Here is a 13,591-nt window from a genome sequence, read left to right on the forward strand (position 1 = left end):
CCTGACACACTGCACGGCCGCAAATAATCGCCATTCCCTGCCCTTAACGCGGCCCGTGCCGGGACACCCGGCCAAGCACATCCTTGTTTTGATGTTATCGTGCCTTAAAATGTGAAACTTGCAACATTTTTTGTTGCATCACGGAAAAATTAGGCCAATCATCGTCAAAACATAACGCACCGCACAATCAGGGTTTTCGCTTGATGCGCACAGAACCGGATCACGGTTTTACGCATCATTCAGACGGGGTTTTCACGAAAGGATCGACCATGCTGACTTCTATTTCTGGCAAAAACTGCATCGTTACCGGCGGATCAAAGGGGATCGGCAAGGGCATTTCCAAGGTTTTTGCTGCACAGGGCGCAAAGGTGATGGTTGCCGCCCGATCCGAAAAAGAAGCCATGGCCACGGTCGAGGAAATCCGGCGTGACGGTGGCACAGCCGATATGGTTTTGTGTGATGTGTCTGACTGGGATCAGGTGCAACACATGACCGAATACACCGCCAAAACATTTGGTGGCATCGATATCCTGTGCGCCAATGCGGGGATCTTCCCACAGGTCAAAATGGTCGATATGTCGGCCGATGACTGGGACAATGTGATAGATATCAACCTTAAAAGCAGCTTTTTGTGCGTAAAGGCCTGCATCCCGCATTTCGAAAAGTCATCATCCGGGCGGGTTGTTATTACCTCATCCATCACAGGCCCCGTCACCGGGTTCCCGGGCTGGGCACATTATGGTGCGTCCAAGGCGGGGCAACTTGGTTTTATCCGCACTGCCGCGATGGAATTGGCGCGCTATAACACGACGATTAATGCGGTGATGCCGGGCAATATCATGACCGAAGGATTGGCTGATTTGGGCCAGGATTATCTGGACGCCATGGCAAGCTCAATTCCGCTGAAACGCTTGGGCAGTGCTGATGACATTGCTAATGCCGCACTTTTCTTTGCCTCAGACGAGGCCGCCTATATCACGGGGCAATCAATTGTGGTGGATGGCGGTCAAATTCTGCCCGAATCACTTGATGCGATTGCCGAGATTTAAAGCAGCCGAATGTCGCCACAGACATCAGAAAATCGCGCCAACGCCTTTGGGGCTAAGCCCGGGCGGCGTTGGCGCGATTTTGTCTATCCAGCCAATCCGTATTGGGATCTAACAACCCCGGAATTGTAATGCTCGGTCGCAAGCAATTTCGGCTTTAACCCACCAGAATCCTGGCCAAACAGGGAAATTCCATCACCCAGCACTTCTGGCACCGTAAAGATATCAAGCTGATCAGCAAATCCGCCCAACAGGAACTGTGTGACAACACTGCCCCCACCAACGATCCAGATGTCACCATCATCCGACCGGTTATTGCGAAGTTGGTTAACAAGCTCGACGATGCTGCCGCCATACGCCTCTGTATTGGCTGGGCGATCCTGCGGAAGTTCGCGTGATGTCAGAACGATGGTGCGACGGGCTTCATAGGGCCAATCGCCAAATTGCATGACCTGATCAAAAGTCTTTCGGCCAATGATCAAAGTCCCGACGGTGTCTAGAAAGCCTTCAAAACCGAACTCTGCCGGATCGTAATGATCCAACCAGTCGACCGCACCATTGGCGCGCGCGATAAAGCCATCCAGACTGACCGCGATATAAATGCGGAACAGCTTTTTGCTCATGTGTCTATGTCCAACCTTTAACGGGGTCTTTGCCCCTTTTTTGCTCAACCAAGCATAGCAGATTGGCAACCAACGATGGCAAGAAAGAGGTCGAACACGTCAAAAGGCAGAAAATTTTCGCCCGAAGGCATTGATTTAACGACCTATTCTTACGATTAGCTTTTAGCACTCCACCACGTTCACATTGACAGCAAGGCCGCCCTGGCTGGTTTCTTTGTACTTACTTTGCATGTCGAGTCCCGTCTGGCGCATGGTTTCGATCACCTTGTCCAGTGACACGGTATGCTGCCCATCGCCGCGCAAAGCCAACCGGGCGGCATTGATCGCCTTAACAGCGCCCATCGTGTTGCGTTCGATACAGGGAACCTGCACAAGACCACCAATCGGATCACAAGTCAGGCCCAGATTATGCTCCATGCCAATCTCGGCGGCATTTTCGACCTGTTCTGGCGTGCCGCCCATAACAGCGCATAACGCGCCTGCCGCCATCGAACAAGCAACGCCAACTTCACCCTGACAACCAACCTCAGCCGCCGAAATTGAGGCACGTTTTTTATAGATCGACCCGATCGCCGCCGCCGTCAGAAGAAACTCGCGAATTTTGACCTGGCTGACATTGGCGACAAACCGCTCGTAATAGCGCAGCACCGCCGGGATTACCCCCGCAGCCCCATTGGTTGGCGCGGTCACGACGCGGCCACCCGCTGCATTTTCTTCGTTCACGGCAAGCGCATAAAGATTGACCCAGTCAATCACCGTCAGCGGATCACGCAGGCCAGCCTCTGGTTTGTCGGTTAGTTCGTGATACAGGTGATTTGCCCGGCGTTTGACATTGAGCCCCCCGGGCAAAATACCATCAGCTTTGCAGCCACGATCAATGCACGACATCATCGCACCATGCACCCGGTCCAGAAACTCAATGGTTTCTTCTTCGACCCGCCAGCTTTTCTCGTTGGCCATCATGATATCGGAAATCGACTGGCCTTCGCGTTTGCAGATTTCCATCAGTTCATCTGCCGATGAAAACGGGAATGGCAGGATGATGTTATCGCCGGAATATTCCGCCCCGCGATCATCGCCCGACACGATAAAGCCACCGCCAACCGAAAAATATTCCTGTGCGTGGATTTTCACGCCATCGGGATCAAAGGCCGTAATCCGCATGCCATTGGGATGCTGCGGCAGGGTTTCGGTGAAATGAAACACCAGATTGGTGTCACGATTAAACGAAACCATATGCTGCCCATATAGCGAAAGCTGCATACTGGCATCAATCGCGGCAATGGTTGGGGGGATTTGGTCGGGATCAATGCTGCGCGGGCGTTGCCCGCAAAGGCCCATGATCACGGCGGTATCGGTGGCATGCCCCTTCCCCGTCAGTGCGAGCGACCCATAAAGGTCAACCACAACACTGCCAGTTTTGGTCAAAAGGTTACGCGCTTCAAGCTCCAGACAAAAACGATATCCGGCCCGCATGGGACCGACGGTGTGGGAACTCGATGGGCCAATGCCGATGGTATAAAGATCAACAACGGACAGGTTTACGTCTTGTGCAGATTGGTCGTGCGATTCCAAAGACGGATCGGTACCAGCAGCATCGGTCATCAGGGCCTCCTTCACGGCTCTTGAACGCGCGAAAAGTCGCGCCGTTTACGAACCGGTGTCTTGCCCCCTCTGTCCCTTGACCTGAGATTGTGCCCCTGCTGACCAACAGTTTGCCTGCCAACAAGATTTCATCCTTCGGTGGAATCGGAATGCCGCCCCAAATAACGGTGCGACTTTCTTTTTCTCTCTCCAGAGCCTCAATCCGCGACGGTCCATCTGCCTGAGAGTTTTCTGGGGCGATTGCTCCTTCGGCGCCAGCCACGTGAATGGCCGGTCTCTCCCGTCACGGTACGAAATGCCATAAATGGCATCTCTGAGGATCACCGTTATACCCAAGAGTATCTGCGCGCTGCACGCCTGTCAAAAGGCAGCTTTGCGCTTGCAAAAATTTACCCTCTCGGGTGGCTGTTATCCTTAGGTATTCGTGCTAAATTACCGTCATCGAACATTTTCCTGATGTGATAGATGGCTGTCCCACCCAGCGCGCACAACAGGACGGATGGCGAAAATTCCTGTAACGCACCATATTTACGGGAAATTTAGCCTTTATCTTTATCAGTATTCTTATCTGTGGGGTTTTTAAACGTGACTGACTTGAATTCCGAAAAGCGTCCGCGTCCTGTGGTGCTGTGCATTCTGGACGGCTGGGGATATCGTGAAGAAACCAAGAACAACGCTGTTGCCTTGGCCAACACGCCTGTCTGGGATGAACTTTATGCCACCTATCCGACCGGGTTTTTAAAGGCCTGCGGTCTGGATGTCGGCCTGCCCGAAGGGCAGATGGGCAATTCGGAAGTCGGTCACATGAATTTGGGTGCCGGTCGCGTCGTCATGCAGGAACTGCCGAAAATTGACGAAGCCGTCAAAACCGGTTCCATTGCCGATACCGACACCGTCAAAAAACTAATCGCCAAACTGACCGACAGCAAAGGCGTCTGCCACATCGCAGGCCTTCTGTCAGAAGGTGGCGTGCATTCCCATCAGGCCCACATGGCGGCCTTGGCCAAGATCATCGCCAAGGCCGGCGTTCCGGTAAAAGTCCATGCCTATCTTGATGGGCGTGACACCGCCCCCAAAAGTGCCGCCAAATTCCTTGCGAAATTCCGTGACCTGATTGGCGATGCGAATGTCGAAATCGCGACGGTTACGGGTCGTTATTATGCAATGGACCGTGACAATCGCTGGGAACGCGTCAGCCAAGCTTACTTCACCATGGTTCAGGGCAAAAATTACGCCGATGGCCGCACCGCAAACAGCGCCGAAGACGCCATCAAGGCCGCCTATGACGCCGATCTGACCGACGAATTTGTTTTGCCAACCGTGATTGGCGACTTTGACGGGATCAAGGCCGGCGATGGTTTGCTCATGACCAATTTCCGCGCAGACCGTGCGCGTGAAATTTTGGCCGCACTTTGCGCCCCGGAATTTGACGGTTTTGATCGGGGCACCCCGGTGAAGTTCGCCATCGCAGCAGGCATGGTCGAATATTCGTCCGAGCACGCAAAATACATGGATGCCATCTACCCGCCGCAGGTTTTGCCAAACATCTTTGGCGAAGTGGTTTCCAAGGCTGGCCTTAAACAGCTGCGCATTGCCGAAACCGAAAAATACCCACACGTATCGTTCTTCTTTAACGGTGGCGAAGAACAGGTCTTCGAAGGCGAAGACCGCATTCTTGTCGCATCCCCAAAAGTCGCGACCTATGACCTGCAGCCGGAAATGTCGGCGCCCGAAGTAACCGAAAAACTGGTTGCCGCGATCAAAGACGAAACCTATGACGCGATCATCCTGAACTTTGCCAACCCGGATATGGTTGGACATAGCGGCATCTTAAAAGCTGCCATGCAAGCCGCCGAAGCCGTCGACACCTGCCTTGGGAAGGTTATTGACGCGATCAAATCGGTTGGCGGCGTTGCATTCGTGACTGCCGATCACGGCAATTGCGAAGTCATGGTCGATCCTGAAACCGGTGAACCACACACCGCCCATACGCTTAATCTGGTGCCGACCATTCTTGTGAACGGTCCAGAAGGTGTCACCCTTGAAAATGGGCGTCTTGCCGATGTCGCACCGACATTGTTGAAACTGCTGGGCGTTGACCAACCAAAAGAAATGACCGGCAAACCTTTGCTTAAAGGTTTGAAAGGAAATGATGCGCGTCTTGCAAGCTCGTAAATCGGCTTTAAAGAACACCCTGCCTGCACTGACTGCCCTCGCGGTTCTGCTTGCAGGCGGGGTTGCGCCTTCTTTTGCCCAATCACTGCAAAAGGTTGATCGCAAACTGGATCAGCTTGAAGACCAGCTTTCCGAGCAACAAAAGCAGGAAGAATTCCTGTCGCGCAAATCGCGTGAACTTTGGACCGAAGAACAAGCCCTGCAATCAGAGGCGATTTCAGTCGCCCGACGTACCCAGCGTCTTGAAACCACCCTGACAGAGCTCGAAGATCAGCTTGCGGAACTTGAAAAGCGCGAAAAACGCGCCAATACCAGCCTTGAAGACAAGGCAGGTCAGTATGCGCGCATTCTGATGGCGTTACAGCGGCTGTCGACCACCCCGCCAGAAGCCGTCATTGCCCTGCCGACCTCGCCGCAAGATACGCTGCGATCTGCGGTGCTGTTAAAGGCGGCTTTGCCCGGCGTTGAACAACATGCGCGCGATCTTCGCAAAGAATTGCAAGACATCGCGACATTGCGCACCGATATCCGCGACCGTCGTGCGGAAATGGCCACCGCAACCGCATCCCTGCAAGAAGAACGCAATTCCCTTGCGGCATTGCTTGACGAAAAACGACGCCTGCGCTCCGAAACCGAGGCAGAAGCCCGCGAAGCGGCCAAAGCCGTCAATGAACTTGCCGACAAGGCAAAGTCGCTGGGCGATCTGTTGGCAACCCTTCGCAACCGTGCAGAAGGCCTGCCAAAACCGCGTATGCGTCCAGAAAAACAACCTGAACCACAATTGGCCAAGCGCACCGAACCCGATAGTGATACGCTGGGGTCTTCGACGATCGCCAAAAGCGAACCGCCAAAACCGCCGGCCGAAAAAAGCCGTATTGAACCAAGTGACGAAGAAAAATTTGCGGTAGGCAGTTCGATTACGTCGGCACACGGTCATTTGCGCATGCCAGTCAGTGGCAAGGTCGTCACACTATTTGGTGAAAAATCACGTGGCCCAGATGGTTTGACCGTCGCCCGGTCAAAGGGTATTGAGATCACCACACGCGAAAATGCGCAGGTTGTTTCGCCGTTTGACGGTAAAGTGGTCTTTGCTGGTCCATTTCGTGGGTACGGCGAACTATTGATTATCGAACACGGCGAAGGATACCATAGCTTGATAGCTGGTTTTGATCGGCTCAACAGTGTGGTAGGACAATATGTGTTGGCTGGTGAACCTGTTGGTATTATGGGTCAAACGGCGCCAAAACTATATCTGGAGATGCGTCAGGACGGAGAAGCGATTAACCCGCTTCCGTGGCTGGCCTCTAAAAACGGCAAGGTAAGTGGATGAAAAGCTCTCGATTGGCAGTACTCGCTCTCGCGACCGGCATGACTTTCGGCCTTGCGTCGCCAAGTTTGGCGCAATCTTCAAGTTCCTCGGCAGAGACCTATCGCCTGCTCAACCTGTTTGGTGATGTATTTGAACAGGTAAAGTCAAAGTATGTCGAAAAAGTAGATGACAAGGAACTGATCGAAGCAGCCATCAACGGCATGCTGACGTCACTTGATCCGCATTCCTCTTATCTGAACATGGATAATTTCGAGGAAATGCAGGTCGATACCCGCGGTGAATTTGGCGGGCTTGGCATCGAAGTCACGATGGAAGAAGGCTTTGTCAAAGTCATCTCGCCAATCTATGACACGCCGGCTGAAAAAGCCGGGCTGCAGCCGGGCGACTTCATCACACATATTGATGGCACCGCCATTCGCGGCAAGACGCTGAACGATGCAGTCGACATGATGCGCGGCAAGGTAAATACCGACATCGTTTTGACCATCGTGCGCAAGGGCGAACAAGCACCGTTTGATGTCACCCTGACCCGTGCCGTGATCAAAGTTCAATCCGTGCGCGCCGAAGCGAAAGAAGACGTCGGCTATATCCGGATTACCAAATTCAACGAACAGACCTTTAGCGGCCTGCAGCGCGCAATCAATGACATGCGCGATGAAATCGGCCCGGAAATGAAGGGTCTGGTCCTTGACCTGCGTAACAATCCTGGCGGATTGCTGGATCAGGCGATTTCGGTTTCGGACGCATTCCTTGATAAGGGTGAAATTGTTTCGACCCGTCCGCGCGATACGGAAAATACTGATCGTTATAACGCCCGCGAAGGTGATCTGGCCGAAGGAATGCCAATCGTTGTTCTGATCAATGATGGTTCTGCTTCGGCGTCGGAAATTGTCGCCGGTGCCCTTCAGGATCATCGTCGTGCCGTGATCATGGGGACGCGCAGCTTTGGCAAGGGATCGGTTCAGACCATTCTGCCAATGCCGGGTAATGTGGCCCTGCGCCTGACCACCGCGCGTTATTACACCCCATCTGGAAAATCCATTCAGGAAGTCGGCATCGTGCCGGACATCATCGTACCGCAGGCCCGCCTTGAAAGCCTTGAAAGTGATGTTCGTCGGTCAGAAGCATCTTTGAGTGGCGCATTGCGCAACGAAGACGCCAACACGTCAAACGCCGAAGAAGATGCGAACACCCGACGTGATGATGCCGAACAGCTTGCGATTGATGATTATCAGCTGTCGCGTGCGCTTGACATGATCAGAGGCATTTCGCTTTTCGGTCCGCGCCCGCAAGGTTAAAGACCAGAATGCCATCGTGAGAGACTGACAAGTCGTGTTCAGGAAAATCCTAAATTTCTTGCCCTTCGGTAAGAAAAAGAACGACAGTTTCGACGAGGACACGGCCGATGATATGGCCAATGACCTTGACGATGGGATGAACGACGCCATGTCGGATGCGGAAACCCCCGCATCCGACACCGTCGACGAAGACGACCTTCCGTTTCATGAACTGCCAATCGAAGTTCAGTTCAAAAAGATGCCAAAACGTCCGCTGTCGCGGCGAAGCTGGTTATCTAAATTCCTGATCATCACTCTTTTTGTTTTTCCGTTTATCCTTACAGGTATAGCGCTGATCCCTGTGCTTGATCCTGAAACGGGATGGCGGCTGTTTCACCTAAATGGGCCAAGGGTCGCTGTTGCCGTGCCCGGGTCCGAACGCGAACTGCAAGAAGAAATTGCGCGCGGCGTTCAGGATGTGCAGGACCGCGACCGCGCGGCACAGGCAGCAAACCAAGCCGACAAAGAAAAAAACGCGCAATCTTCGGATGATCCAACCGATCAGCTTGACGGTGTCTCAGACCTGATTGGCGACCCCGATCAAAATGGTGCGATAGAAGACAGCGGCGAACCAACCCCCGAAGAATTAGCCGCCCAGATCGAAGAAGAAGGGTCGGTTGACGATCCGATTGAACCCGATCCCCTGCGTCCTGCGCCGATACCGGGCCTTGACGAAGAAGGCAGCTTTGGCCGTATCCCGCGTATTGGCGATGATGGCACCACACCGTTTGATGCTTATAAACGCCCGTTTGAAACCGTCGAAGACCAGCCCTATGTCGCGATTATTTTGACCGGTGTTGGATTAAATCAGGCGCGCACAGAAGCCGCGATTAATGATCTGCCGCTTAATATTTCGCTGGGTATCTCCCCCTATGCTCGCGACATCAGCACCGTTGCCCGCGAAGCACGCGAGATGGGCCACGAAGTCTTTTTACAGTTGCCGATGGAGCCGAAAAACTTCCCGCTATCCGATCCAGGGCCACGTGCGCTTTTGACGTCCTTGTCAGAGGGTGAAAACCTTGTGCGACTGGAATGGCTGCTTGCGCGGTTCCCGGGATATGCCGGGCTTGTCAGCCATGAGGGCTCCAAATTTGGCAGTATGGACAGCGCCATCCGTCCGGTGATTGAATTTATTTCCCGTTCGGGCCTGATGTATGTCGAAGGATCGAACAGCGGTGTCGCAAGCTACGGCGCGCAATTGGCCGCCAATGCCGAATCCCCCAATGCCGTTGGCAACGTCATCATCGATGAAGTGCCAAGCCGCCGACAGATTGACGCCCGACTGGCTGATCTTGTTAAGATCGCCAAAACCGAAGGTGCCGCCATCGGGTTCGCGCAATCCTATCCGGTGACGATCCAGCGCCTGAAAAACTGGGCCTTCCGCCTGCGCCGCCAAGGCGTTGTCTTGGCCCCGGTCAGTGCGCTTGCCAATATTCAGGTGACACCGCAATCCGCCGACGAAGCAGAAGCCGCACGCCTTAAGGCCCAGGAACTTGAAAACGCCAATCGCGTCACGACAGAAGAAGACACGCCAGAAGAAACCGACAACACGCCATCAGAACCCACCGAAACCATTGAAAACTAGCTGGGAAAAGTGCCAGTCTGATCTGGTACTTCCAAAGTCAGGAGCCATCATGGCGCGCAAGACCAAATCCACCTCTTTGATCGCCGATAACGACACCGGCACAGAGCCCTCCGCAAAAAAAAGTGCCAAGGTTCAGGCCGAAGACCTGCCTTACCGCCCCTGTGTCGGGATTGCGCTGTTTAATGCGGATGGTCTGGTGTGGATGGGCAACCGGCTTGGCTTTGAAGGGGCGTGGCAATTGCCACAAGGGGGCATTGATGACGATGAAACCGCCATTGATGCCGCCATGCGCGAACTCAAAGAAGAAATCGGCACCAACAAGGCCGAACTTGTTGCAGAAACCCCGGACTGGTTGACCTATGATCTGCCCGATCACCTGATCGGCAAGGCTTTTGGTGGCAAGTATCGCGGCCAGAAACAAAAATGGTTCGCCATGCGCTTTACCGGCAAGGATAAACACATCAAAATTGATGTGCCCAATCCAGAATTTGATTCGTGGCGCTGGACGGATTTTGTCACCCTGCCCGATCTGATTGTGCCGTTCAAACGACCTGTTTATTTGCAAATCGCAGAGGCATTTCGTGATGTACCGCAAAGAATCCGTGAAATGAAGTCATTATAAAACGACCGTCGCAGGTTGATTGCGACGCGGTTTTCGCTCAATTTCATGAAATATCAAACAGCTGTGGTTTAAAGGAGTTCAAACATGGGAATGGATCGGATTATCTTTGGTGTGCTGACCATCGTGGTTGGTCTTTTGGGACTGTTTTATGCATCGGGTTCGCATGATGGATATTCCTACTTTGTCGGCCTGACCCTGTTCATTGGTGCAATCTTGTTTATGTTCCAATTGATCAAAGGCCACTATGACCAGATTGACGCAGCCGATCACTCCTAAGGAAACCGCGAAACCGGTTTTATCACGGCAAAAGTAACAGGTTTCAATCAAGGTCGATGCGGGTTAGGGATAGTCTATGAGCAATACACATTGGGATCCTACCCGTTACGGGCTGTTTGGCAATGAACGCCAACGACCAGCCATCGACCTGATTGCCCGCCTGCCCAAGGCAGCCGATGGTTTTGCCCCGCGCCACATCGTTGATTTGGGCTGTGGCCCAGGCAATGTGACGTCGCTTCTTGCGAATGCTTATCCGGGAACGTCGGCCGATCCGGTTAAAGTTGTCGGGGTCGATTCATCTGCTGAAATGATTGAAACGGCGAAAAAACGCCCCGAGGCCATCGAATGGCAAACGGACGATATCGCCAGTTGGGAACCCGACGAACAAGTCGATCTGTTGTTTTCCAACGCCGCCCTTCATTGGGTGCCCGATCATTCAAAACTGTTTCCGCGTCTTCTTCGTTTCGTGCGGCCCGGTGGCTTGCTTGCCATTCAGGTACCCAACAATTTCTTGGCGCCAAGCCATCAATTAATGGGCGAAGCCGGCCTTGATTGGCCCAAAGAAGTGGCGAAAGCAATGCATGCGGCGCGCATTATGCGTCCGGGTGACTATTTTGATGCCATGGCACCGGCATGTGACGACATCGATCTGTGGCAAACCCAATATTGCCATGTCCTGTCGGGCAGTGATCCGGTGTATCATTGGGTCAGTTCAACCGCCCTTCGCCCGGTCATAGCCGCCCTGCCCGATGACGAAGCGCGCGCAAAATTTACCGAAAAATACAAAACGCGTTTGTTGCAGGTTTATCCGCCGCGTGATGACGGTCGCACCCTGTTTCCGTTCAACCGGCTTTTCATGATCGCGCGCAAACGCCCGGAATAATCCAAACCTGCTGATAAGGAGCATGACATGGCTGACTTTCGCGAACATTTCGTCAAAGCATGCGGCTATGAAATGCATGTCAGAAGCTGGGGCAATCCGGCCAATCGTCCCTTGATCATGTGCCACGGGCTTGCGCGACTGGCCGATGATTTTGATCATGTCGCCCCGCATTTCACCGATCAATATTATGTGCTGTGCCCATCCATGATCGGACGGGGTTTTTCCAGCTGGGCCAAGGATCCCGACCGCGAATATACCGTGCCGTTTTACGTCGCCCAGATATTTGAAATGCTTGATCATTTTCGGATCGATACCTGCGACTGGATTGGGACATCCATGGGCGGGCTGATTGGCCTGTTCGCCACCGCCGAAGTCGCCGGACGCATTGAAAAACTGGTCTTAAATGATATCGGCCCGGAACTGGACCCAAGTGCTGTCGAACGCATTAAATCCTATGTCGGCGCGTCACCTGAATTTGAAACCATCGACGAAGTCGAAAAGATCGTTCGCACAATCTATGCGTCCTTCGGGGTTAAGGATGATGCGACATGGTCATTTTTGGCATCCCGATCTGTGCGGCGCCTGCCCAATGGCAATTTCATGATGCATTACGATCCCGAAGTCATGCGGGTCTTTGCAGAACAAATCGATGAATTTGATGCCTGGGACATTTTTGATGCCCTTCCCTGCCCGGTCATGCTGATCAGTGGCGAACAGTCAGACCTGATACCGCGCAGGATCGTCGATAAGATGAAGCAACGAAAACCGCAAATGCCCGTCTTCCCGGTCGCCAATTGCGGGCATGCCCCGCATTTAAATGACGCGGCCCAGATAAATGCCATCCGGGCGTTTTTAACCGCCTCATCGCAATGAGCCATTCGCCGTCATCTTGCAAAACCGTTAAGCCCTAAACACGGTTCCTGGCGGTTTAATCCCTTCTTGGGTTTGGGCTTTTGGCTATCTGGCCCAAATACCCTTTTGCGCCGACACGTCTGTCCTGTATGACTGAAGGCAGATCATCTTGGGACAGAAAAACACGCATGAGCACTTCGAACCAGCCAGAACCCGTCACCCTTGGCGCGCCGTTTGACGCCTGCAATGCGCTTGCTTCGGCCAAGAATGCCAATCTATACCGCGCAGCCATGCGTCTTAGCCCGGAACGTCAAAAGTTCTTCTTGGCAAGCTATGCCTCGATGCGGGTGATTGACGATATTGTCGATGACGGTTTTCTCGAGCTTCCCGATACCGAACGTCACTTGGACCGAGAAAATGTTCTTGCGACTCTGGATCACTGGCAGGCACAAATCATCGCTGCCAAATCCGGCGCGCCAAATCCATTGCCTGAAATCGGGCCGCTGGATTCGGATGTCTATGATGCCCTGCGTGAAACATTGGGCCGCAGCGACCTTGATCCCGATCCGTGGATCGAATTGGCAGATGCCCTACGCCGCGACGTCGCCGAAGACCCGATGGATGAATGGGAAGACTTCATTTCCTATTGCGAAGGTGCGACCGCAGCCCCGGCCTCAATCTTCGTTTATTTGCTCTCGGCCCGGTATGATGACGAGATCGGCTATACCTCGCCCTTGACCAATACGCCGCTGTATCATGCGCGTGATATGGCGATTTTTTGCTATATCATTCATATCCTGCGCGACCTTCCCGAGGATATCAAAGGCCCGGACCGCCTTGTCACTATCCCGGCCGAAGTCCTCATCGCGGCAGATATTACCATTGGCGAAATTCGCAATGCCATCGGCCAGGGCCGCTATCAGGACCTTGATCTTTTAGGATCAATCTTGATGGAGCACGCGTGGGAGCATTTTGAAACCGGCCAAGCCCGATCGGGTGAATTGCTTTCGGTTCTTGATGCGGACGAGGCAGACACCCTATCGCGTCTGTTTACGGTCTATATCGAATTGGCCGGGGCGATGATGGAAAACGGCTATGCCGCGTTTTTGTCGGACCGCGAAGAAATCATGCAGATCACCGCGCAATCAAGCCTGCCGGATGTCAAAGACGACACGCAGGATTAAAATCCGCGGCACCTATCGGCCGCCACCTGCCAAAAGAAAACCCCGCCAAATTGGCGGGGTTTGTTGTTTTGGG

The 13,591-nt window shown here is 53.5% G+C and carries 12 protein-coding genes and 1 riboswitch; of the genes, 10 read left to right on the top strand and 2 right to left on the bottom strand.

Annotated elements, in window-relative coordinates; translation table 11 throughout:
• The first annotated feature begins 269 nt into the window (after positions 1–269).
• Positions 270–1,049: a 3-oxoacyl-ACP reductase FabG gene (gene fabG / locus HCZ99_RS09575; RefSeq protein WP_167446690.1), complete on the top strand. Its 780-nt coding sequence runs from the start codon at positions 270–272 to the stop codon at positions 1,047–1,049.
• Positions 1,050–1,132: 83 nt separating this feature from the next.
• Here the strand turns inward: fabG and HCZ99_RS09580 are convergent, their stop codons facing one another.
• Positions 1,133–1,669, bottom strand: coding sequence for a dihydrofolate reductase family protein (locus tag HCZ99_RS09580; protein WP_167446691.1), 537 nt, complete (start codon positions 1,667–1,669; stop codon positions 1,133–1,135).
• 162 nt (positions 1,670–1,831) lie between these two features.
• Entirely contained in the window at positions 1,832–3,274 is a 1,443-nt protein-coding gene (locus tag HCZ99_RS09585) for an L-serine ammonia-lyase (RefSeq protein WP_167446692.1), read from the bottom strand.
• 198 nt (positions 3,275–3,472) lie between these two features.
• Positions 3,473–3,567, bottom strand: a riboswitch (glycine riboswitch).
• Between the two features lie 292 nt (positions 3,568–3,859).
• Between HCZ99_RS09585 and gpmI the strand changes: the two genes are divergently transcribed.
• From gpmI to HCZ99_RS09630, 9 genes are all read left to right on the top strand, one after another.
• Positions 3,860–5,449, top strand: coding sequence for a 2,3-bisphosphoglycerate-independent phosphoglycerate mutase (gpmI, locus tag HCZ99_RS09590; RefSeq protein WP_368484248.1), 1,590 nt, complete (start codon positions 3,860–3,862; stop codon positions 5,447–5,449).
• Positions 5,427–6,779, top strand: coding sequence for a murein hydrolase activator EnvC family protein (locus HCZ99_RS09595; RefSeq protein ID WP_254869562.1), 1,353 nt, complete (start codon positions 5,427–5,429; stop codon positions 6,777–6,779). The genes gpmI and HCZ99_RS09595 overlap by 23 nt, the downstream gene beginning before the upstream one ends.
• Positions 6,776–8,077 carry a S41 family peptidase gene (locus HCZ99_RS09600; RefSeq protein WP_167446694.1) on the top strand — a complete coding sequence of 434 codons (1,302 nt, stop codon included), beginning with the start codon at positions 6,776–6,778 and terminating at the stop codon, positions 8,075–8,077. The genes HCZ99_RS09595 and HCZ99_RS09600 overlap by 4 nt, the downstream gene beginning before the upstream one ends.
• A gap of 58 nt (positions 8,078–8,135) precedes the next feature.
• Entirely contained in the window at positions 8,136–9,701 is a 1,566-nt protein-coding gene (locus tag HCZ99_RS09605; RefSeq protein ID WP_167446695.1) for a divergent polysaccharide deacetylase family protein, read from the top strand.
• A gap of 49 nt (positions 9,702–9,750) precedes the next feature.
• Positions 9,751–10,323, top strand: a complete 573-nt coding sequence (locus tag HCZ99_RS09610; protein ID WP_167446696.1) for an RNA pyrophosphohydrolase — start codon at positions 9,751–9,753, stop codon at positions 10,321–10,323.
• A gap of 84 nt (positions 10,324–10,407) precedes the next feature.
• Positions 10,408–10,599 (top strand): hypothetical protein, encoded by a 192-nt coding sequence (locus HCZ99_RS09615; RefSeq protein WP_167446697.1) that lies wholly within the window; start codon positions 10,408–10,410, stop codon positions 10,597–10,599.
• A 76-nt stretch (positions 10,600–10,675) separates the two neighbouring features.
• Positions 10,676–11,482 carry a methyltransferase domain-containing protein gene (locus tag HCZ99_RS09620; protein ID WP_167446698.1) on the top strand — a complete coding sequence of 269 codons (807 nt, stop codon included), beginning with the start codon at positions 10,676–10,678 and terminating at the stop codon, positions 11,480–11,482.
• 27 nt (positions 11,483–11,509) lie between these two features.
• Positions 11,510–12,355 carry an alpha/beta fold hydrolase gene (locus HCZ99_RS09625; protein ID WP_167446699.1) on the top strand — a complete coding sequence of 282 codons (846 nt, stop codon included), beginning with the start codon at positions 11,510–11,512 and terminating at the stop codon, positions 12,353–12,355.
• Positions 12,356–12,522: 167 nt separating this feature from the next.
• Entirely contained in the window at positions 12,523–13,518 is a 996-nt protein-coding gene (locus HCZ99_RS09630; protein ID WP_167446700.1) for a phytoene/squalene synthase family protein, read from the top strand.
• Positions 13,519–13,591 lie beyond the last annotated feature (73 nt).

The organism is Thalassospira lucentensis (assembly GCF_011806425.1).
Taxonomy (GTDB): Bacteria; Pseudomonadota; Alphaproteobacteria; order Rhodospirillales; family Thalassospiraceae; genus Thalassospira; species Thalassospira lucentensis_B.